This window comes from Pseudomonas fluorescens (genome assembly GCF_000967965.1).
In the GTDB taxonomy this organism is placed as follows: domain Bacteria; phylum Pseudomonadota; class Gammaproteobacteria; order Pseudomonadales; family Pseudomonadaceae; genus Aquipseudomonas; species Aquipseudomonas grandcourensis.
The window spans coordinates 182,566-204,195 of sequence record NZ_LACC01000002.1 but is presented as its reverse complement, the minus strand read 5'-3'; the positions used below and the strand labels follow the sequence as shown (position 1 = coordinate 204,195).

Below are 21,630 nucleotides of genomic sequence, written 5' to 3'. Positions count from 1 at the left end.
AGCTCCCTCGCCACAGTGACGGTGTTCTTACTTGCGCATCACGCCCGTAAACAAGTCCGACTCCAAAAAACGCTGCAACCAGCCCTGCAACCGCCGATACGGCGTCTGCGCAAACCATTCGCGGTTTACATGGGCGAACTGGCGCACGAAGGGCATCAGCGCCACATCGGCCAGGCTTGGATGGCTGGCGAGCAAGTAGTCGCGTCCCTCCAGCAACGCCTCCAGCCTTTGCAAAAACACCTCGCCTTCACCGCGATAAACCTCCATCGGTTGCTCGGGATAACGCTCGGCGTACTTGTAGCGATTCAAGTGCACCTTGAACACCAGATCGTTGTGTTCGATCAACGGGGCGATTTGCGCCGCTGCCACAGGATCGTCCTTGAGCAACCAGTCCTGCGGATCGTTCTGTGCCAGGGCCCAGCGCATGATGTCCAGGCTTTCGTCGATCACCCGGCCATCGGCGCTCAGCACCGGCACCGTGCCTTTGCCCGATAGCGCGAGCATTTCGGCGGGCTTGGCCTTCAGGCTGACTTCGACAATGTCCACGGCCACGCCCGAGTAGCGCAGGGCCATGCGTGCGCGCATGGCGTACGGGCAGCGGCGGAAGGAATACAGGGTGTTCATTTCACCTCCAGGGTGCTCAGGCCGTTGCCCTGGCGCTGGACCTGAATCTGCACCGGAATCCGTTCATGCATTTCCTGTACGTGGGAAATCACCGCGACCTTGCGGCCCTGGGCCTGCAATCCGTCGAGTGCGTCCATGGCCAGTTGCAGGGATTCCGGATCGAGGCTGCCGAAGCCTTCGTCGATGAACAACGACTCGATTTTCAATGTGCTCGATGCCATCGACGCCAGGCCGAGGGCCAGCGCCAGCGAGACCAGGAAGGTCTCGCCACCGGACAGCGAATGCACCGAACGCAGTTCGTCGCCCATTTCGGTGTCCATCACCAGCAAGCCGAGCATGCTGCCGCCGCGCTTGAGGCGATAGCGGCGCACCAGTTGGCGCAGTTGCACGTTGGCGTGATGCACCAGCAGGTCGAGGTTGTAGGCCTGGGCGATCTTGCGGAAGGTGTCGCCGGTAGCGGAGCCGATCAACGCATTCAGGCGTGCCCAGCGTTGGTACTCGCTATAGGCATCGGCAATCTGCTGCGCCAGGGCCTGATTGGCGTTTTGTCGGCGCTGGTCCTCGGCCTGTTCGGCGCGCAGTTCGGCGCAGTGTTGCTCGCTGGTGGCGGCGAGGTTTTGCAGGTCGATCAGCGCACTGGCTAACTGCTCGGCATCGAGGTTGCCGTTTTGTTGAGCCTGATGATTGAGCAGGTGTTTGTTGCGCTCCTGCACCAGGACGCTGGCCTGTTCGATGGCTTTTTCGCTGTGCTGCAAGCGCTGGCGCAGTTCGCTGACCTGAGTGTCGTCGACGCGCAGCAGGACTTCGAGGCCACCGTCGTCCAGTTCGGGATGACGGGCACGCCAGTCGCCGATCTTGCCGGCGAGCTCACGTTCTTCGCCTTCCAGTGCGTGCAGGCGTTCCTGCTGTGCCTTGAGCTCGGCGGCGAGTTGCACAGACTGCGTGAGGACGCTTTGCAGCGACTGCGCGGTGCTGGTTTCGGCGCTGCGCGCCTGTTCCACGGCCTGTTCCAGTTGCTGCTGCCAATGCTCGGCGCTGCTGTGTTCGCCGAGTAATTGCCCGAGCGTGTGCTGGCTCGCCTGTTGCTGCTCGGCCAGTCCAGTGAACTGCTGTTTGGCGGCGTGCAATTGCTGCACGCGGCTGTGCTGGCGATCCTGTTCTTTCTCCAGGTTTTGCTGGCGCTGTTGCTGCTCGGCCAGTTCTTCCTTTTGTTGCTCGAGTTGCGCCAGGCGTTCGGCGATCTGCCGGTCGAGCTGCATGAAGGTCGCGGCCGGTTCGACGCGCAGTGCTTGCAGGGTTTCGGCCGGCAGCAGGTTGGCGAATGCGCTGAGTTCTTCGTCCAGGCGCTGGCGGTCGTTGCCCAGTTCGCGCTGTTGATTGCTCAGGTGCTGGGCCGCTTGCTGGTGCGCGGTTTCAGCATGGCGCAGTTGCTGGGTCAGGCGCGCGGCATCCTGTTGCAGGGTGAGCAGCGCGCTCTGCCGTTGCTCGTCCTGGCTGATGCTCTGGTTAAGCTGGCTGTTTTGTTGGATGAGCCAGGCATCGCGTTTGGCGGCATCCTGGTTCAGCAGTTGGGTCGCCAGCGGATGCGCTTCCAGACTTGGGGCGAGGGCCTTTTGCTGGGTTGCCAGTTGCTCTTGCTGTTGCAGCAGTTCCTTTTGCTGGGCGATCAGCCCGCCGACCTCGGCACGCAGATCAGTGAGTTTTTCCTTGAGCAGGTCGACGGCCTTCTGCGCGTTGGCCTGTTCGCTTTCATCAAAGCGACCGAGGCTCTGCAGCAGGGCTTCCGGCTGATGATAGGGATGCTCGTTACTGCCGCAGACCGGGCAAGGCTGATCGTCCTGCAACTGCGCACGCAGCTCTTCGACACTGGCACTGCGCGCCAGACGCTGACGCTCCAGCAGTTCGCGCGTGACGTTGAGGGTCTGTTCGGCAACGCTCAGATCAGCCTTGGCCTTGACCCCGTCCTGGGTCAAACGTTCACGTTCCTGCTGCGCGGTGAGCTGGCGTTGTTGCAGCTCGGCGCTGCGCTTGTCCAGGTCCTGCTGGCTGGCCCACAGGCGTGCAAGGTCTTCGACGGCGCGCAGTTGCTTGCGGTTGTCCTGCAACAGGCTGCCCAGGATGCCGATCTGCTCGGCGACGGCATCCGGTTCGGCGCCGGCCTCCTTGAACAGCACTTCAAGTTGTTGCTTCTGCGCGGTGAGCGCTTGTTCAGTGTTCGCGGCGTTTTGTTCGAGGCTGGCCAGTTCGGCCTGGCCCTGATTCAACCGGTTGCCGATCAACATCAACTGTTGCAGGCGATCACGGTAGGCATTCCAGGCATCGCTTAACGGTGCCAGATGCGTGCTTTGCTCCAGCCCGCTGGCGATGCGCTGTAAGTCCCCGGCGCCACGGGCTTGCTGATCGAGCAAGGTCTGAATCGTGCCCTGGCCCTGGGTGCAGGCCTGTTGCGCCTGTTGCCTGGCTTCGGCGCTGAGGGCGGTGTCCTTGGCCAGGCGGGCGAGGGTGCTTTGTGCTTCGAAGGCCTGACGCAGCAACGGCGTGCTGTCGGCTTGCCGTTGTTGGGTTTCGCTCAAGGCGATCCGGGCGCTGCCGAGCTGTTGCTCAAGCTGCGTCTGACGCTCACCGAGTTCGCCATGCTGCTGCGTGTGCAAGGCAATTTGCGCCGCCAGGGGTGTCAGCAGCGCATCGACCTCGGCCTTACGAGCGAACTGGTGCCGTTGTGGGGCCAGCTGTTCGAGGCGGGTGAGCCTCAAGCGCTCACTGGCCAAGGCCTCCCAGTGGGTCTGTGCCGATTGCAGTTGTTCGCTGGCGGCCAGATGTTCGTCCTGCAAGCGACGCAGGTCCTTGAGCCAGGTGTCCTGCAGTTCAAGCTGTTTGAGCTGCGCTTGTTGGGTCTTGAGTTGCTGCTGCGCCTGGTTGAAGCGCTCATCCAGTTCCGCGCGGGCTTCGGGTGACAGCGGCGTCACACCGCTGGCCTGATCCTGCAGCAGCTTGTGCGCCTCGCGAGCCTCTTTGGTCTTGTCGAAGGCGCGACGACCGAGGCGGGTGTAGAGCGCCGTGTCGGTGAGTTTTTCCAGCAGTTCGCTGCGGTCGTTGTCATCGGCCTTGAGGAATGCGCTGAACTCGCTTTGCGCCAACATCACCGCGCGGGTGAACTGTTCGAAATTCAGCCCCAGCGCGGCTTCGAGCTGAGTCTTGTATTCGCCTTTCTGGCTGGCGAGCAATTGATCCTGATCGATGTCACGCAAGCTCTGGCGACTGGCCTGCAGCTTGCCGGCGGCCTTGTCCCGGGCGCGATTGGCTTCCCAGCGGGCGCGGTAACGGCGACCGTCGACACCGACGAAATCCACTTCCGCATAGCCTTCACCCGTGCCGCGACGCAGCAGGGTACGCGGGTCGCCGGTAGCGATTTCGCCGTCGGCGTCGGGCACCTTGGCGTCGCGGCCGGTGTTGTTCAGGCGCGGTACGGCGCCAAACAGCGCCAGGCACAGGGCATCGAGCAAGGTGCTTTTGCCGGCGCCGGTGGGCCCGGTGATGGCGAACAGTCCGGCACTGGCCAGGGGTTCCGCGGTGAAGTCGATTTCAAACGGCCCGGCCAGCGAGGCGAGGTTTTTCAGGCGGATCGCGAGGATTTTCATGGCTGTTCGCTCTCCATCTGCACATCCTGCAACAGCTCGGCAAAGTCCTTGAGGGTCTGCTCGTCGACCTCGCTGCCGTAGTTGTCCTGCCAGGCGCGGCTGAACAGTTCCTGAGGCGTGAGCTGGTCCAGTTCGATCAGCGTGCTGCCTTCGTCGGCTCCGTCACGGCCGCCGTTGCCGGCATACTCGGCGGCGATGCGCACCAGGCGCACGGCCTTGCCTTGCAGGGCGGTTTCCACTTGATTGCGCAGGTCGGGCTGCGGTTCGTCGAGGCGCACCCGTACCTCCAGCCATGGCTGGCGCTGGATGTCGGCCAACAGGTCGATGTTCGGCAGGTCCGCCAGTTGCAGCAGGATCTCGCTCAATGGCGCCGGGCCGATGCGTTGCAGGTTGACCGCGCGGGGGATCAGTTTCGGCTCGACGCTGACCAGGGTCTCGCCGTCGAGCTTGATGTCGAGAATCTGGTGCTGATAGCTGATCTCGGAGAACGACAGCGGAATCGGCGAGCCGCTGTAGCGTATGCGTTCCTCGCCGTTGACCTTCTGCGGTTTGTGCAAGTGGCCGAGGGCGACGTAGCTGATGCTCGGCCCGAACAGGCTGGCGGGCAGGGCTTCGGCGTTGCCGATGATCAGGCTGCGCTCGGAGTCTTCCGACACCGAACCGCCGGCCATGTGTGCGTGGCTGATGGCGATCAGCGCCTGGCCCGGCTGGCGCTTGGCGTTGGCCGCTTCGATCAGCCACTCGTGCACCTGACCAATCCCGCGCAAGTAGTTGTCACCCAAGTGCGCGCCGGTGACTTCCGCCGGGCGCAGGAATGGCAGCGCCAGGCACCAGCCGGCGATTTCACCACTGGCATCCGGCAAGGGCAGCAACAGGCGCTCGGCATCCAGTTGCCCGTCATCCAGCCACAACACACGACCGAGGGCATGGGTGCGCAAACGGCGCATCAAGGGCGCGGGCAGTTCGATCCGCGAGCCGGAATCGTGGTTGCCGGCGATCATCACGATGGTCAGCAACGGCTGCTGTTCGTGGGCGCTGACGATGAAGTCGTAGAGGCGTTCCTGGGCTTTGACCGGCGGATTGACCGTGTCGAAGATATCGCCGGCGATCAACAGCACATCCGGTTGATCCAGTTTCAACTGGCGCAACAGCCAGTCGAGAAAACAGCCGTGTTCGAAATCGCGATCCTGGCCGTGCAGGTTCTGCCCGAGGTGCCAGTCGGAGGTGTGAAACAAGCGCAAGGCGGACTCCGCTACGAAATAGGTAATGGCCGCGGGAAAAATGAAGGCGGCGAAAGGGGAGAGAGTTTACTGGTTTAAATGGCCGATCGCGCGATGGAATGTTTTGTGGCGAGGGAGCTTGCCTGTGGCGAGGGGGCTTGCCCCCGTTCGGTTGCGAAGCGGCCGTAAATCCTGACAGCTCGGTATGTCTGAAGGAATTAGGGGACCGCTTCGCGGCCCAACGGGGGCAAGCCCCCTCGCCACAAAGATCGGTGTTTATTTGGGATAAAGCGGCGGCAGCCCACTGTCACCAACCGGGTCCTGGACCCGTTCGGCCATCGGGATCGCCTTGATCGCGCGCCACAACTCGTCACCTTGCCAGTGCTGGCCGGTTTCGCTGTACAGCGCGCCGTTCAGGCCGTCGAGAGCGTTGGACAGTGGCACGAAGCGGGCGGCCATGTCGGCCAGGGTCTCCGGCTGCTGGCGGGCCCAGGCGTCGAGGGCCTGGCGGGTGGCGTGGGAGTCGTTGGCCTGGCAGGCGCGCTTGAGGTCGTCGAGCACGGTGCGCGGGCTGGGGCCGGTTTGAGCGACACGCGCCACCGCCGGTTGCCAGCGGCCACGCCACCAGAGGCCGAAGCCGAGCAGGGTGGTGCAGGCGAGGATCAGGGTGCTGATCTTCCAGCGCCAGAGTGCTTCGCTATCGGCATTGGCATCGATCGGTGCGCCGGACGGGGTGTCGACCACCAGGCTCGGATTGGCCGCCACGTGCAGCGTGCGAGCGGGCAGGCTGCTGTGTTCCAGATGGTCCTCGAAGGTGTTCCACCAGATCACGTCGACAGTAGGCAATTCGATGGCGCCGGTCCGTGTCGGCACCAGGGCTTCGCGGTCTTCACGGCTGCCGACCAGGCCGCGTTCGCTGTTCTGGTTACCGAGTACCGGTTGATCCGGGTAGCGACGCAGGCCGCCGACATCGGTGCCGGGCAGCGGTGGCAGTTGAGTGCTGGACAAGCCTTCGGCGTTCACCGTCAGGCTGCGGGTCAGTGAATCGCCGACCTGGGAGTGATCCGGCTCCGGGTTCCAGCTTTCGCTCAGGGTCAGGCTGCGTGCAGGCAGCCAGGGGGCATCGGCTGGATAAGTGATGGGCTTGGCCTTGACCGTCAACAGCAGTTCGGCCGAGGTGACGCGCATCAGCTTGCCGGCTTTCGGCCCCTGGGCGGCGTCCTGTACGGGTTGCGGGTCGACCAGCGCGGCGTTGAAGACCTGCGCCGGAATGATCAGTTCGCCGCTGTGTTGCGGGTAGATCGCGTAGCGCATTTCGATCACGCCATGGCGCAGGCCGTCGATGTCCTTTTCGTAGGTGCGTGAGTCGCCCAATTGTTCGATGCGTGCGTCAGGTATCTGCAAGGGTGGCAGGCTGCTGTCGTCGTACAGCGACACCGAATGGTAGATGCGCAGGGTCAGGACCGCCTGAGCCTGTACGTACACGCTGGTTTGATCGAGGCTGGCATCAATGAACACTGCAGCCCGCTTGTTCGGGTTGTCCGGTGTTTCGCTCTCGACCACTTGCAGGGTGATCGGCTGGCTCTGCAGTTCGCCCAGTTGCAGTGACGGAATCACCACGCTGCCGTTTTGCCGGGGCAGAAGGGTGACGATCCAGCGGGTGGTGGCCTGGTTTTCACCGCTCAGGGTGTTCAACTGGTTGACCTGGCGTGTGCCGCGCACTTCGAACAAGGGCTCCAGCGCTGTCAGGTCAGGTTTGCCGAACTGAGTGACATCGCTGGATTCCAGGGTGAGCTCGACCGTCTCGCCCGAGCTCAGGCGACTGCGATCAACACTGGCGACCAGTTCTGCTGCCTGTGCCTGAACCGTGCAGAACAACAGGCCATGCAGCAGCGCGAGCAATAATACGGTGAAGCGGGTCATCGAGTTTCTTCCTGATCCTGATGTTGTTGCTGTTCGTACCAGAATTTGCGCCTGAGCAGTTCACCGGGGTCATCCGGGATCTGCCGCAGCCACTGCTCCAGTGCCTGGCGCTGTTCACCTTCGATGCTGTCGGTGGCCGGGCGCAAGGGCGGTGTGGTGTGTTGTTCGTCACCCAGTTCGCTGCCTGGTACCTCGTTGGTCCCCGGTTTCGGCCGTGTGGTGGGCGATTGTTCCTCACCCGGGCGAGGCGGTTGCCCTTCGGTTTTCGGTTCGCCGCTGCTCGAGGGCTGGGCGGCGGCACCGGGCGGTGGCTCCTGGGATTCGGTTTCGGGCCGGGCGTTGTCGGCTTCGTCTGGCTCGGGAGCGGGTGGCGTATTTTTCTCCTTGAGCAGACGTTCGACCAGCGCTTTGTTGGTCAGTGCCGGACGCAAATCCGGTTGACGTTCCAGAGCCTGTTCGTAAGCGTCCAGGGCTGCCTCCAGCTCACCGCTTTTTGCCAGGGCATTGCCTCGATTGTAGTGGGCGTGGGCGTCGTCGCCTTCGGCAAACCGCTCGGCGGCGCCTGCGTAGTCGCCGGCCTCATAGAGCGCCACGCCTTGCCACTGGTGGTTTTCGAAGCGTCGGGAGGCCTCCGCAGGGCGCTTCTGCTTGAGTAAATGCACGCCTTGTTGATCAGGGCGCAGCCATAGGTCTGCGAGGTCGAAGGCGTAGCTCGGTTGAGGCAGCGCCAATAGCAGCGGCAGGCATAGCAGCCAACCGCGACGTCCCGCGCAGGCCGCGAGCAGTAACAGTGGCAGCAGCAGCCAGTAACCCTGATCGGCCCAGGTGTCCAGGCGCAAGGTCTGACCGTCGTTGCGCAAGTTGCGTGGACCGTCGAGCAGGCCAAGGGCGTGCAGGTCGCTATCGTCCAGGCGCGCCTGGCGATAGTGGCCATCCAGGTCGTTGGCAAAACTTTTCAAACCAGGCTCGTCGAGGCGCGGCACGAGAATGGCGCCTTGTTCATCCTTGAGGAAGCTGCCATCTTCCTGGGTGATGGGCGAGCCTTCGGCGGTGCCGATGCCGAGCATCAGGAATTGAGTCGATTTGCCGCTCAGCGCGCGACGAATGCCAAGCCGCTCCTGGTCGGTCAGGGACGAACCAATCAGCAGGATCCGGCCGTCGCCCAAAGCAGCCTGTTCGAGCAACACCAGGGCCTTGAGCACCGCCAGATCGGCGCGGTGACCGGCCTCTGGCATCAACGACGGTTTCAGTGCATCCAACAGATTGCGGCTGGTGGAAAGATCATCTGATAGCGGTACCAGCGTGTGGGCACTGCCGGCGTAGACGACGATGGCGGTTTGCGCGTCGCTGCGAATCTGCAGCAGATCAAGCAGCTTGCGTCGTGCCTGTTCCAGTCGGTTGGGCGTGACGTCGGTGGCGAGCATTTCCGGGGTCAGCTCAAGTATCACCACCAGCGGGTCGGCGGGCTTTTGACTGGTCTGCTCGACACGCTGCCAGCTCGGTCCCAGCAGGGCGAGCACGGTCAACAGCCAAGCGAGGCCGAGGGCGATCCAGGGCAATTTACTGTCGCGACCACTGCCACCGCTGAGCAGTGCCGTATGAAAGGCTGGAGGCAGGATCATCTGCCAGCGCCCGGCGCGCTTCTTGCGGTGCCAGAGTTGCCAGAGCAGCCAGCCAAGCACCGGCAGCAACAACAGCCACCAGGGGCGGAACCAGTAAGGCCACAGCGCGCTCATCGGCGTCTCCGCAGACGCAGGCGTTTGAGGCGCTGGCGCCAGTCGGGCAGCAATTGCGTTTGCAAAAACAGATCCTTGGTAAACAGACGCTGCAACGGGTTGTCCGGCCAGAGTACGGGGGCCAGCAGCAGCATGCTCAACCACAGCGCCAGGGCCAGTGGCCAGTGGTACAGCGCTTGGACCGGGCGGGCCTGCGTCGGTTGCTGGGCCACGGGCTCCAGTTGGTCAAGGGTGTCCTTGATCGATTGCAGTTCCTTGCCATCGTGGGCGCGGAAATATTGGCCGCCGGTGGCTTCGGCGATGGCTTTGAGGGCCGGTTCGTCGAGGTCCAGGCTCGGATTGAGGCCGAGAAAGCCGACCGTGCCACTTTGCTCCGGATCGGCGCCGATGCCGATCGGGTAGATTTTCACGCCTTCCTTGGCCGCCAGCCGTGCAGCGGTGAGCGGGTCGATCTCACCGCCATTGTTGGCGCCGTCGGTGACCAGAATCAGCACGCGGCTTGTTGCCGGACGCAAGCGCAGGCGCTTGAGGGCCAGGCCGATGGCATCGCCGATGGCGGTGTTTTTGCCGGCAATACCGATGCGCGCTTCGTCGAGCCAGACGCGCACGGTGTGGCGGTCGAAGGTCAGCGGGGCTTGCAGGTAGGCCTGGCTACCGAACAGGATCAGGCCGACCCGGTCACCTTCGCGGCTTTCGAGGAAATCGCCGAGCAGGTGCTGGACCAACGCCAGCCGGCTGACATCTTCGTCCTGCCACTGCATGTCAGGGAAGTCCATGGAGCCGGAAACGTCCACCGCCACCAGCAAGTCGCGGCCACTGGCGGCAATCGGCAAGGGTTCGCCGAGCCACTGCGGGCGCGCCGCCGCGACCAGCAGCAACAGCCATAGCAGTATGAAGGGTGCCTGCTGGCGCCATGCCGGCAGGTTGGCCCGGGCGCGACGCCCGGCGAGGCCTTCCAGATCGCTGAGGAAACTGACCTTGAGTGCCGGTTCACCACTGTCGGCCACCGGCAATACGATGCGCATCAGCCACGGCAGCGGCAGAAGGGCAAAAATCCACGGCCAGGCGAACTCAAACATGCTTGCGAATCCATGTGTCGACGGCCTGGGTCAGGCCGGCGATGGCCTTGTCGTCGAGTTTGCATTCGGGTTTGTAGGCGCCTTCGACCAGCACCATCCAGCGGGTCAGCCCGGCGGCCGGACAGCGGTTGTCGAGGAACGCCAGCCACTTGCGACCGTTGAGGGTATGGCTCTGGCTGTAGGGGTAATGGTTGCGGCACAGGCGCTTGAGCAAGCCGTTGAGTTGCTGCAGCCAGGCACCGGCCGGCGCGCCGTCGTAGGGTTTGGGCATCATTGCCAATTCGGCCAGTGCGGCCAGTCGCACCGGGTCAAGCGGCTGTTCCGCACGTACCACGGGGCGTTTGCGTGGAATGAAGCGCCGCAGCTTCCACAGGCCCAAACCGATCAGTGGCACCAACAGAACCAGCAACCACCAGCCCGGTGCCGGAGGCCAGAATTCCACCGGTGGCGGAGATATCAGTGGTTGCAGTTGATCAATGCCGCTCATCGACCTTTCCCCGGTTTCTGTGGGTTCAGGTATTCGCGCAATTGCTCTACCATCTCGCTCTGGGTGCTCAACGGCATCATCAGCACCCGCAGTTTCTGCGCGAGCAACTCCCAGCGCGCGATGCGTGCCTCGGCCTGGGCCCGGTAAGCCTGGCGCAGGTCGAAATTCAGCGTATCGAGTTCCAATTTCGCTCCACGCTCGGCGAAACGTAAAAGGCCAGCAGCGGGCAGGGCATGATCCAGCGGATCGGACACCGGCAGCAGCAACAGGTCGCAATGGCGCGACAACAGGCTCAACTGTTGCTCGGCGCTTTCCGATAGCGCGCGTTCATCGCAAATCACAATGACAAGGCTGCCCGGACGTGACACTTCCCGCGCTCGGCGCAAGGCAATGCCAAAGGCGTCGCGGTCCGGCTCGCCTTCGGTGGTCAGCGACTGGTTGACCCGCACCAGCCGGTTGAGTAACTGCAGCAGGCTTTGCTTGCTGCGCCGAGGCTTGATTTCGTAGTGCACATTGTCGCCATACACCAGGCCGCCGACCCGGTCGTTGTGCCCCAGGGCTGCCCAACCGATCAGGCTCGCGGCCTGGGCGGCGAGCACCGACTTGAACATCAGGCCCGAGCCGAAAAACAGCCGGCGGCTTTGTTCGACCATGATGAAAATCGGCCGCTCACGTTCTTCGTGGAACAGCTTGGTGTGAGGCTCCTGGGTGCGCGCGGTGACACGCCAGTCAATGGTGCGCACATCGTCGCCGGCCTGATAGACCCGCACCTGATCGAAGTCGACGCCACGCCCGCGCAATTTGGAATGGTGCAGGCCGATCAGCGGGCTGCGTTGGCTCGGCGTGGAAAACAGCTGTACTTCGCGCACGCGATGGCGCATCTCGATCAGGTCGGCGAGGCTGACACGGATGCCCGGTTCGGGCGGCAGGCTGGCGTTCATCAGGGTCAAGCGACGGCTACGACGTCGAGAATCCGCTGGACCACACGGTCCTGATCGATGCCAGCGGCTTCGGCTTCAAAGGAAAGAATGATGCGATGGCGCAGCACGTCGAACAGCACGGCCTGGATATCTTCCGGGCTGACGAAATCACGCCCGGCCAGCCAGGCGTGGGCGCGGGCGCAGCGGTCCAAGGCAATCGAGCCACGCGGGCTGGCGCCGTAGGCGATCCACTCGGCCATCTCCGGATCGAACTTGGCCGGGGTGCGGGTGGCCATGACCAGTTGCACCAGGTATTCCTCCACGGCGTCGGCCATGTACAGACCGAGGATTTCCTTGCGTGCGACAAATATCGTCTGTTGAGTCACCCGACGCTCAGGCTTCGTTTCACCGTTCAGGGCTTCTCCACGGGCTTGCTGCAGAATCCGGCGCTCAACGGTGGCATCGGGAAAGCCGATTTTCACGTGCATCAGGAACCGGTCGAGTTGGGCTTCCGGCAGCGGATAGGTACCTTCCTGCTCGATGGGGTTTTGCGTGGCCATCACCAGGAACAGCGGCGACAGCTCATAGGTGCTGCGCCCGACACTGACTTGTCGCTCGCCCATGGCTTCGAGCAAGGCCGACTGGACCTTGGCCGGGGCGCGGTTGATTTCGTCCGCCAGTACCAGGTTGTGGAAGATCGGACCTTGCTGGAACACGAAACTGCCGGTTTCCGGGCGGTAGATTTCCGTACCGGTAATGTCGGCCGGCAACAGGTCGGGGGTGAACTGGATGCGGTGGAACTGGGCCTCGATGCCTTCGGCAAGTTCTTTGATGGCCTTGGTCTTGGCCAGGCCAGGAGCCCCCTCGACCAGCATGTGGCCGTCGGCGAGCAGGGCGATGAGCAACCGCTCGATGAGTTTTTCCTGGCCGAGAATCTGCGTTGAAAGAAAGGTTCGCAGCGCCAGCAGCGCTTCACGATGTTCCATCGATGACTGTTCCTGCAAAAGGGTGGCCGAGGACGTTCGAAATACGCCAAGGCTGGGGGCGTTACTTTAATCCATCGCGGGGGGCGCCGACTAACGGCATTTTGCGCAAAGTGCGGGAAATGATTGGGGCAATTGGCGGTTTTTTATAGCGGGGGTGTGATTGGGTAGCTTTGCTGGCCCCATCGCGAGCAGGCTCGCTCCTACATTGACGGGGTACGACGATCAATTGTAGGAGTGAGCCTGCTCGCGATGAGGGCCGATCAACCATCTCAAATCTGGCTGATAAAGGTGCCAGTGCCTTTCAGAATGTTCTGCAAGGTTTCTTCCACTTCGGCCAGATCCACCATGTCCGGATCAAAAGTGATCTCCAGCACATCATCCCCATTCAGCGCATCGGCATCCGCCGCCGCAATTTCGATCTTCAGCAGGGAAGGGCTCAGGGTCACTTTCACGCCATCCAGGGTCGAAGGTTCGCCGTCGAGAGTGATTTCCAGCTCGTCTTCATCCGGGTAGCGGCTCATCAGGAACATTTCGCCCTGCTCGCTGTGGCAGCAGAGCATGGCCATGTTGTCTTCTTCGTCGTCGCAAGGGTTGACGATCAAGAGGGCGGTTGTCATTTGCATGGGGGAATTCCTGGCGCTTAGCGCGGTGTTGGCAGGCAATGGGAGATTTTGTCAGTGTCGGGCGTTTTTTGCTGGAGTGTATTGAACCTAGCAGTTCTGCTAGTTGTTGTTCTCGGTAAAGCGACTGACAGTTATAGGGTCCCTGATCCCGACTTTTCGGAGTACCCATGTCTAATCAGCAGCCAATCCCTCTCATCCGTTATCTATACGATGCTCTGGATCGACTGGTCGGCCATAACCGGTTGAATAGTGTTGGACGTCAGTGTTTCTACTGCGAAAACCATTTGGTCACCGAGACTCAAGGCGAGGAGTATATTTCAATCGTTCAGCAGGAGGGTCAATTGCTTGCGCAACAACAGCATAGGGGGGGCAGAGTCAGTAGCACGTTGCTGGCCACAGATCTTTCGCGCTCGGTGTTGAGTGTGCTCGACGCGGACCTTCATCGGGCCATCGCTTACACGGCTTACGGTCATCACCCCTTCGAAGAGGGTATGACTAATGTGTTGGGTTTTAACGGTCAGCGACCTGATCCAATGACCGGGCATTATTTATTGGGAAATGGTTATCGGGCGTTTAGCCCGGTGCTGATGCGATTCATCGGACCAGATTATTTAAGTCCGTTTGAAAAAGGCGGGTTGAATGCGTATGCGTATTGCGCAGGAGATCCGGTTAATCGGATCGATCCTACGGGGCACTTTTTCTCAGTGCTCGCGACTGTAGCCTCTAAAATTAAAGCCCGGTATCTATCATTTATATACGGTGATTATGTTAAGCCGGTAAAAAATCTTACAAGGATTTCCGAGGGATTGGCTGTTTTTGTAGATGAATACAAAGGCGGTTCCAGGCTGAATATCTTTGGGCATGGGACATCGTCAGGAGGGGTTCTCAGGGAAAAAGGTACCTTCTTAGGCCCCAAAAGCCTTTCTGAATATATAAAGAATTCAGGTCTCCAATTTGAATCGTTTGATAGTGCTCGCTTGTTAACCTGCCATTCAGGGAGTGAGTTTATACATTCGCTGAATCCGTCGAGTGCACCATTCGGTCAACTGTTTTCTGATTTTTCAGGTCTCCCCGTAAAAGCATATAAAGGGAGGTTTTTAGGGGGAGGGGTGACATCTCGGATTGAGAAATTAAAAGTTGGTGAAACGTCTACTCGTACAGCCTATTTCAGCATTACAAAGAGACCTGAATCACTGCGATCTAAATTTCTCAGTGCTTCCTACGACCCCGTCAGTTTTCAACCTTCAAAACTCATTCGTGATGTCCGAGCTGAATGATTTGAACAATGGAGGAAACCAGTACGCGTCAGGTTGTCTGGCAAAAGTGATGCAAAGGGACGCAAAAAGCTCGCTAGCCCGAGAACTGTATCGATCTTGCTGGTCATTTCTGGTACGGATGTGCCGTAAAAACGGATGGAAAACCGTCATTTTCCTGTGCGAATGCTAGTGTTGTTCGATGCGCATGCCTTGAACTGCGTACCGTTGACCGAATATGTCGCAGCATCGCAAGCACGGGCCTTGCCGCACTGGTTAAGCTGCGCAACGGATGAGCACCCGTAAAGACATTGCGCTGCACGCAGTCCAGTCGTTTTTGCAGATGCCCATTCACGGAAGGTGAATGTGACCCGAGTGTCCCGTCCAGCTTCACCCACCTGTCACCCTGTTTCCTCTGCCCGAGAATCAGGAACGGGGTGACGGGTAGCCCCGAACAGGGGTTTTGCACGCGACGCTTCCATCAATAACAAGCCCAAGCGGAGTACCACAGATGGCGTTCTTCACCGCAGCCAGCAAAGCCGACTTCCAGCACCAACTGCAAGCGGCACTGGCGCAGCACATCAGTGAACAGGCACTGCCACAAGTGGCGCTGTTCGCTGAACAATTCTTCGGCATCATTTCCCTTGACGAGCTGACCCAGCGTCGGTTGTCCGACCTCGCTGGCTGCACCCTTTCTGCATGGCGCTTGCTTGAGCGCTTTGATCACGCGCAGCCGCAAGTGCGCGTCTACAACCCCGATTACGAACGCCACGGCTGGCAGTCGACCCACACCGCGGTCGAAGTGCTGCACCACGACTTGCCTTTCCTGGTGGACTCGGTGCGTACCGAGCTGAACCGCCGCGGCTATAGCATCCATACCCTGCAAACCACCGTGCTGAGCGTTCGTCGTGGCAGCAAGGGCGAGTTGCTGGAAATCCTGCCTAAAGGCTCCCAGGGCGACGACATTCTGCAAGAGTCGCTGATGTACCTGGAAATCGACCGCTGCGCCAACACCGCCGAGCTCAATGTGCTGAGCAAAGAGCTGGAGCAGGTGCTCGGTGAAGTCCGTGTGGCCGTCGGCGATTTCGAGCCGATGAAGGCCAAGGTCCAGGAAATCCTGACCAAGCTGGACAACAGCCAGTTCGCCGTCGATGGCGACGAGAAGAGCGAAATCAAGAGCTTCCTGGAATGGCTGGTGGGCAACCACTTCACCTTCCTCGGTTATGAAGAGTTCGTGGTCAGCGATGAAGCCGATGGCGGCCATATCGTCTACGACAAGGACTCCTTCCTCGGCCTGACCAAACTGCTGCGTGCCGGCCTGACCTACGATGACCTGCGCATCGAAGACTATGCCGTGAACTACCTGCGCGAACCGACCCTGCTGTCGTTTGCCAAGGCTTCGCACCCAAGCCGTGTCCACCGTCCGGCTTACCCGGATTTCGTGTCGATCCGTGAAGTTGACGCCGACGGCAAGGTCGTCAAGGAATGCCGTTTCATGGGCCTGTACACCTCGTCGGTGTATGGCGAGAGCGTGCGGGTGATCCCGTACATCCGCCGCAAGGTCGAGGAAATCGAACACCGTTCAGGCTTCCAGGCCAAGGCTCACTTGGGCAAGGAACTGGCACAGGTGCTCGAAGTGCTGCCGCGCGACGATCTGTTCCAGACCCCGGTGGACGAGCTGTTCAGCACCGTGATGTCGATCGTGCAGATCCAGGAACGCAACAAGATTCGCGTGTTCCTGCGCAAAGACCCGTACGGCCGTTTCTGCTACTGCCTGGCCTACGTGCCGCGTGACATCTATTCCACCGAAGTGCGCCAGAAGATCCAGCAAGTGCTGATGGATCGCCTGAAAGCCTCGGACTGCGAGTTCTGGACCTTCTTCTCCGAGTCCGTGCTGGCCCGCGTGCAGCTGATCCTGCGCGTCGATCCGAAAAACCGCCTCGACATCGACCCGCTGCTGCTGGAAAAAGAAGTGGTGCAGGCCTGCCGCAGCTGGCAGGACGACTACGCCGCGCTGACCGTTGAAAGCTTCGGTGAAGCCCACGGCACCAACGTGCTGGCCGATTTCCCGAAAGGCTTCCCGGCTGGTTACCGCGAGCGTTTCGCAGCCCACTCGGCTGTGGTCGACATGCAGCACCTGCTGAGCCTCAACGAAAAAAATCCGCTGGTGATGAGCTTCTATCAGCCGCTGGGCCAGGTGTCCGGCCAGCGCATGCTGCATTGCAAGCTGTACCACGCTGACACCCCGCTGGCGCTGTCCGACGTCCTGCCGATCCTGGAAAACCTCGGCCTGCGTGTGCTGGGTGAGTTCCCGTATCGCCTGCGCCACAACAGTGGCCGCGAGTTCTGGATTCACGATTTCGCGTTCACCGCTGCCGAAGGCCTGGAGCTCGACATCCAGCAACTCAACGACACGCTGCAGGACGCCTTTGTCCACATCGTGCGTGGCGAAGCCGAGAACGACGCGTTCAACCGTCTGGTACTGACCGCCGGTCTGCCATGGCGCGACGTTGCACTGCTGCGTGCCTACGCCCGCTACATGAAGCAGATTCGTCTGGGCTTCGATCTGGGCTACATCGCCAGCACCCTGAACAACCACACCGACATCGCTCGCGAGTTGACCCGGTTGTTCAAGACTCGCTTCTACCTGGCGCGCAAGCTGACCGGCGACGATCTGGACGACATGCAGCAACGCCTGGAACACGCGATCCTCAGCGCCCTGGACGACGTCCAGGTACTGAACGAAGACCGCATCCTGCGTCGCTACCTGGACCTGATCAAGGCCACCCTGCGCACCAACTTCTACCAGACCGACGCCAACGGCCATAACAAGTCGTACTTCAGCTTCAAGTTCAACCCGCACTTGATCCCTGAACTGCCGAAGCCGGTACCGAAGTTCGAAATCTTCGTTTACTCGCCGCGCGTCGAAGGTGTGCACCTGCGTTTCGGCAACGTGGCTCGTGGCGGCCTGCGCTGGTCCGACCGTGAAGAAGACTTCCGTACCGAAGTCCTGGGCCTGGTAAAAGCCCAGCAAGTGAAGAACTCGGTGATCGTGCCGGTGGGTGCGAAGGGCGGTTTCCTGCCGCGCCGCCTGCCACTGGGCGGCAGTCGTGACGAGATCGCGGCCGAGGGCATCGCTTGCTACCGCATCTTCATTTCGGGCCTGTTGGACATCACCGACAACCTGAAAGACGGCGCCCTGGTGCCACCGGCCAACGTCGTGCGTCATGACCACGATGACCCGTACCTGGTAGTGGCCGCGGACAAGGGCACTGCAACCTTCTCCGACATCGCCAACGGCATCGCCATCGAGTACGGCTTCTGGCTGGGTGACGCGTTTGCGTCCGGTGGTTCGGCCGGTTACGACCACAAGAAGATGGGCATCACCGCCAAGGGCGCGTGGGTCGGCGTACAGCGCCACTTCCGCGAGCGCGGCATCAATGTCCAGGAAGACAACATCACTGTGGTGGGTGTCGGCGACATGGCCGGTGACGTGTTCGGTAACGGCTTGCTGATGTCCGACAAGCTGCAACTGGTCGCAGCGTTCAACCACCTGCACATCTTCATCGACCCGAACCCTGAGCCGGCGTCGAGCTTCGCCGAGCGTCAGCGCCTGTTCGACCTGCCGCGTTCAGCCTGGTCGGACTACGACACCAGCCTGATGTCCGAAGGTGGCGGCATCTTCTCCCGTAGCGCGAAAAGCATTGCGATTTCCCCGCAAATGCAGGAACGCTTCGACATCTCGGCCGACAAGCTGACCCCGACCGAACTGCTGAACGCCTTGCTCAAGGCACCGGTGGATCTGCTGTGGAACGGCGGTATCGGTACTTACGTCAAGGCCAGCACTGAAAGCCACGCCGATGTCGGCGACAAGGCCAACGATGCACTGCGCGTGAACGGCAACGAACTGCGCTGCAAAGTCGTGGGCGAGGGCGGTAACCTGGGCATGACCCAACTGGGTCGCGTCGAGTTCGGTCTCAATGGCGGTGGTTCCAACACCGACTTCATCGACAACGCCGGCGGCGTTGACTGTTCCGACCACGAAGTGAACATCAAGATCCTGCTGAACGAAGTGGTTCAGGCCGGCGACATGACTGACAAGCAACGTAACCAGTTGCTGGCGAGCATGACCGACGAAGTCGGTGGTCTGGTGCTGGGCAACAACTACAAGCAGACTCAGGCCCTGTCCCTGGCAGCCCGTCGCGCCTTGCCGCGGATTGCCGAATACAAGCGCCTGATGAACGACCTGGAAGGCCGTGGCAAGCTGGATCGCGCCATCGAGTTCCTGCCGGCCGAAGATGCAATCAACGAGCGCATCGCGGCAGGCCATGGCCTGACCCGTGCCGAGCTGTCGGTGCTGATCTCGTACAGCAAGATCGACCTCAAGGAGCAACTGCTGGGCTCCCTGGTGCCGGACGACGACTACCTGACCCGCGACATGGAAACCGCTTTCCCGCCAACGCTGGTGAGCAAGTTCTCCGCGGCCATGCGTCGTCACCGTCTGAAGCGCGAAATCGTCAGCACCCAGATCGCCAACGATCTGGTCAACCACATGGGCATCACTTTCGTTCAGCGACTCAAAGAGTCGACCGGCATGAGCCCGGCGAACGTAGCCGGCGCTTATGTGATCGTGCGTGACATTTTCCATCTCCCGCACTGGTTCCGTCAGATCGAGAACCTGGACTACCAGGTCTCCGCCGACGTGCAACTGGAGCTGATGGATGAGCTGATGCGTCTGGGGCGTCGCGCTACGCGCTGGTTCCTGCGTGCCCGTCGCAACGAGCAGAACGCTGCCCGTGACGTCGCGCACTTCGGTCCGCATCTGAAGGAGTTGGGCCTCAAGCTCGACGAGCTGCTCAGTGGCGAGATCCGCGAAAACTGGCAGGCCCGTTACCAGGCATACGTCGCAGCCGGTGTTCCGGAGCTGCTGGCGCGCATGGTGGCTGGCACCTCGCACCTGTACACCCTGTTGCCGATCATCGAGGCCTCCGACGTGACTGGTCAGGACCCTGCGGACGTGGCCAAGGCGTACTTCGCCGTGGGCAGCGCGCTGGACATCACCTGGTACATGCAACAGATCAGCGCTCTGCCGGTTGAAAACAACTGGCAGGCCCTGGCCCGTGAAGCGTTCCGCGATGACGTCGACTGGCAGCAACGCGCGATCACCATCTCGGTCCTGCAACAGGGCGACGGCACCCAGGACGTGGAAGCACGGCTCTCCCTGTGGATGGCGCAGAACGAAAGCATGATCGAGCGCTGGCGTGCCATGCTGGTGGAAATCCGTGCCGCCAGCGGCACTGACTACGCCATGTACGCGGTGGCCAACCGCGAACTGCTTGACCTGGCGTTGAGCGGTCAATCGGTAGTGCCTGCCGCTGTCGCCGTCGAGCTGGAACCAGCTGCCTGATCAGGCGTTGAATGAAAAAGCCCCGCATTGAAAGATGCGGGGCTTTTTTTTGTTCAAGAGGTAGCGATTGGTTTGAATACACGTCGATACATCAAGGATAAGGTGTCGAGAGTCTCGGTGAGACTGTATGCCTCTCGAGGATATTTAACTGGAATTTCACAATGTCTCCTGCACGGTCAGTAAAAGTAGAGTAGCGGTGGGTGTAGCTGTCCGTGCCCCCGTTTATTTGTTTCCTGATTATTCCCGCATGGCGAGCCTTCAAGTAAACAGTTGCAGTGTCAGAACTCAAGTCATCGAGGGTGATGATGTTGTGATCAGCATCCAGCAAGTTGAATGACGCGGTGTTCGCTCCAGCGGGCGGAAGGGCAAGCAGACAACCCTCGTCGTTTCTGCTGATGTATTGTTGATAATAAGGGTTGCTGACTATTTTCATATTGTAATAGTCGTCGTAGCACTCGAAATGTACAACCACGGTGTTTTTGGTTCGGATGGAATACGCAACGCGAACCATTTTGTTAGTGGATGGGTCAAGAACGAATACGGGTGGACGATAGTCGCTTTGAGCTGTAAGGATTTGTTTCAGTATCGGTTCTCTATTGAAAAGCTTGTGTGGCTTGAATTCCTGAAGAAAAGTAATGGGGCTGCCACCGCAAGTAAGGCGTGCGATAAATGAGCGTTTTTCACCTGTATTCATAAATAGTCCTTTATTTAATGTGTTGCATTCCCTAGGTGGACGCCCAGAATATCGCCAGTCAGATCGATCGCGCTGTAGTTAATTGTTTCGTGTGTTTTCGCAGCGCTATTTCGTGAACCTGCAATTACATTGATGTGGTCAGCCCCGTCGTTTGAAGAACAAGGCTGATCACCATAAATGTGCGCTCAGAAGGTCTTGCGGTTTGTTGCGGTTTCGGTTGACGAAAGGTTGTTTGTCGGGTGGGTCATCATACTGTTGAGCGACTGGTCAAACTTCTGCAATGCCCGTACCTGCACATTCTGTTGCTCGTTGATATCGGCAACGATCTCTTCGCTGCGCTTGTAGTCGGCCCATACCGGACTCAGCGCTTTGCCGTCATGACCTTGTGCAGTCCCGATGTAGTTGAAGTTGCGATCATAGAAGTCCGCGCTGACTTTGGACTCGACATCCGAACTGCGTGAGGTGATCAATTGGCTGCGGCTGTCGACGATGGCCACCACATCCGGTTTCGCGGCCTTGAGGCTTTGCATGTCCGGGTAAACCGTCACTGAACCAAACTGGCGTTGCAGCGAGGCCTTGACCCAGTCCACCGCCAGGTCGGGTTTCGAGGTGGCGACATAGGCATCGTGAATCGGTTGTACCAGCAGGCTCTGGCCGAAACCGGTGCCGGCGTTGGCCTGGTAGTCCTGAAGATAGGCACGGTTGGCCTGGGTGTTGCGGCTGTACACGACGCCCAGCGACACCTGGCTGCCGTTGGGGATGCGGGTCGCGTTGCTGCGGCCCACCGGTTCGGTGAAGACTCCGTCCAGTGAAGACACCGCGGTAGGTGCGGTAGGAATCGAACAGCCAGCCAGGAGAGCGGTCATCGTCAACGTACTGACAAGCGCAAGTTTCATGGTGTTTCTCCAGTGAAACAACTTGGTCGAAAGTTGAAGTTGCCGGCGATGTGCCGACGGAGACTCAAGACTAAACCCTGGATGATTTATTTAAATAGCCAATGTCCGCACTTGTCAGGCGACCAATAGTTTTGTTTGGTTTAA

General features: G+C 60.6%; 14 protein-coding genes. 2 read left to right on the top strand and 12 right to left on the bottom strand.

Annotated elements, in window-relative coordinates; all coding sequences use genetic code 11:
- Positions 1-27: 27 nt before the first annotated feature.
- The 10 genes from VC35_RS00865 to VC35_RS00820 all read right to left on the bottom strand — a co-directional run bounded on the left by VC35_RS00865 (position 28) and on the right by VC35_RS00820 (position 13,236).
- On the bottom strand, positions 28-624 hold the full coding sequence (locus tag VC35_RS00865; protein WP_046037175.1) for a glutathione S-transferase: 597 nt from the start codon (positions 622-624) through the stop codon (positions 28-30).
- Positions 621-4,262, bottom strand: a complete 3,642-nt coding sequence (locus tag VC35_RS00860) for an AAA family ATPase (RefSeq protein ID WP_046037174.1) — start codon at positions 4,260-4,262, stop codon at positions 621-623. The genes VC35_RS00865 and VC35_RS00860 overlap by 4 nt, the downstream gene beginning before the upstream one ends.
- Positions 4,259-5,503 carry an exonuclease SbcCD subunit D C-terminal domain-containing protein gene (locus tag VC35_RS00855; protein WP_046037173.1) on the bottom strand — a complete coding sequence of 415 codons (1,245 nt, stop codon included), beginning with the start codon at positions 5,501-5,503 and terminating at the stop codon, positions 4,259-4,261. The genes VC35_RS00860 and VC35_RS00855 overlap by 4 nt, the downstream gene beginning before the upstream one ends.
- A 255-nt stretch (positions 5,504-5,758) precedes the next feature.
- Complete coding sequence (locus VC35_RS00850; RefSeq protein ID WP_046037172.1) at positions 5,759-7,405, bottom strand: BatD family protein; 1,647 nt, start codon at positions 7,403-7,405, stop codon at positions 5,759-5,761.
- Positions 7,402-9,141 carry a tetratricopeptide repeat protein gene (locus VC35_RS00845; protein ID WP_046037171.1) on the bottom strand — a complete coding sequence of 580 codons (1,740 nt, stop codon included), beginning with the start codon at positions 9,139-9,141 and terminating at the stop codon, positions 7,402-7,404. The genes VC35_RS00850 and VC35_RS00845 overlap by 4 nt, the downstream gene beginning before the upstream one ends.
- The gene (locus tag VC35_RS00840; protein WP_046037170.1) at positions 9,138-10,220 is read right to left on the bottom strand and encodes a vWA domain-containing protein; all 1,083 of its coding nucleotides are present in this window, start codon (positions 10,218-10,220) and stop codon (positions 9,138-9,140) included. Before VC35_RS00840 ends, VC35_RS00845 begins: the two co-directional genes overlap by 4 nt.
- A complete protein-coding gene (locus tag VC35_RS00835) occupies positions 10,213-10,707 on the bottom strand; it encodes a DUF4381 domain-containing protein (protein ID WP_046037169.1) in 495 nt (164 codons plus the stop codon). The genes VC35_RS00840 and VC35_RS00835 overlap by 8 nt, the downstream gene beginning before the upstream one ends.
- Entirely contained in the window at positions 10,704-11,648 is a 945-nt protein-coding gene (locus VC35_RS00830; RefSeq protein WP_046037168.1) for a DUF58 domain-containing protein, read from the bottom strand. The genes VC35_RS00835 and VC35_RS00830 overlap by 4 nt, the downstream gene beginning before the upstream one ends.
- A gap of 5 nt (positions 11,649-11,653) precedes the next feature.
- Positions 11,654-12,613: an AAA family ATPase gene (locus VC35_RS00825; RefSeq protein ID WP_046037167.1), complete on the bottom strand. Its 960-nt coding sequence runs from the start codon at positions 12,611-12,613 to the stop codon at positions 11,654-11,656.
- Between the two features lie 269 nt (positions 12,614-12,882).
- On the bottom strand, positions 12,883-13,236 hold the full coding sequence (locus tag VC35_RS00820; RefSeq protein WP_046037166.1) for a hypothetical protein: 354 nt from the start codon (positions 13,234-13,236) through the stop codon (positions 12,883-12,885).
- 167 nt (positions 13,237-13,403) lie between these two features.
- Between VC35_RS00820 and VC35_RS28470 the strand changes: the two genes are divergently transcribed.
- Complete coding sequence (locus VC35_RS28470) at positions 13,404-14,513, top strand: RHS repeat-associated core domain-containing protein (protein ID WP_080925224.1); 1,110 nt, start codon at positions 13,404-13,406, stop codon at positions 14,511-14,513.
- Between the two features lie 487 nt (positions 14,514-15,000).
- Positions 15,001-19,896: an NAD-glutamate dehydrogenase gene (locus VC35_RS00815; protein WP_046037165.1), complete on the top strand. Its 4,896-nt coding sequence runs from the start codon at positions 15,001-15,003 to the stop codon at positions 19,894-19,896.
- A 91-nt stretch (positions 19,897-19,987) separates the two neighbouring features.
- Here the strand turns inward: VC35_RS00815 and VC35_RS00810 are convergent, their stop codons facing one another.
- Both VC35_RS00810 and VC35_RS00805 read right to left on the bottom strand, forming a co-directional pair.
- Positions 19,988-20,590, bottom strand: coding sequence for a hypothetical protein (locus VC35_RS00810; RefSeq protein WP_046037164.1), 603 nt, complete (start codon positions 20,588-20,590; stop codon positions 19,988-19,990).
- Positions 20,591-20,775: 185 nt separating this feature from the next.
- Complete coding sequence (locus VC35_RS00805; RefSeq protein ID WP_046037163.1) at positions 20,776-21,486, bottom strand: hypothetical protein; 711 nt, start codon at positions 21,484-21,486, stop codon at positions 20,776-20,778.
- Positions 21,487-21,630 lie beyond the last annotated feature (144 nt).

Bases quoted from the DNA above. Each gene is read 5' to 3' on its own strand.
- VC35_RS00860 (WP_046037174.1), bottom strand. From the start codon at position 4,262: ATGAAAATCCTCGCGATCCGCCTGAAAAACCTCGCCTCGCTGGCCGGG.
- VC35_RS00825 (WP_046037167.1), bottom strand. From the start codon at position 12,613: ATGGAACATCGTGAAGCGCTGCTGGCGCTGCGAACCTTTCTTTCAACG.
- VC35_RS00820 (WP_046037166.1), bottom strand. From the start codon at position 13,236: ATGCAAATGACAACCGCCCTCTTGATCGTCAACCCTTGCGACGACGAA.
- VC35_RS00830 (WP_046037168.1), bottom strand. From the start codon at position 11,648: ATGAACGCCAGCCTGCCGCCCGAACCGGGCATCCGTGTCAGCCTCGCC.
- VC35_RS00835 (WP_046037169.1), bottom strand. From the start codon at position 10,707: ATGAGCGGCATTGATCAACTGCAACCACTGATATCTCCGCCACCGGTG.
- VC35_RS00845 (WP_046037171.1), bottom strand. From the start codon at position 9,141: ATGAGCGCGCTGTGGCCTTACTGGTTCCGCCCCTGGTGGCTGTTGTTG.
- VC35_RS00840 (WP_046037170.1), bottom strand. From the start codon at position 10,220: ATGTTTGAGTTCGCCTGGCCGTGGATTTTTGCCCTTCTGCCGCTGCCG.
- VC35_RS00850 (WP_046037172.1), bottom strand. From the start codon at position 7,405: ATGACCCGCTTCACCGTATTATTGCTCGCGCTGCTGCATGGCCTGTTG.
- VC35_RS00865 (WP_046037175.1), bottom strand. From the start codon at position 624: ATGAACACCCTGTATTCCTTCCGCCGCTGCCCGTACGCCATGCGCGCA.
- VC35_RS00810 (WP_046037164.1), bottom strand. From the start codon at position 20,590: ATGAATACAGGTGAAAAACGCTCATTTATCGCACGCCTTACTTGCGGT.
- VC35_RS00805 (WP_046037163.1), bottom strand. From the start codon at position 21,486: ATGAAACTTGCGCTTGTCAGTACGTTGACGATGACCGCTCTCCTGGCT.
- VC35_RS28470 (WP_080925224.1), top strand. From the start codon at position 13,404: ATGTCTAATCAGCAGCCAATCCCTCTCATCCGTTATCTATACGATGCT.
- VC35_RS00815 (WP_046037165.1), top strand. From the start codon at position 15,001: ATGGCGTTCTTCACCGCAGCCAGCAAAGCCGACTTCCAGCACCAACTG.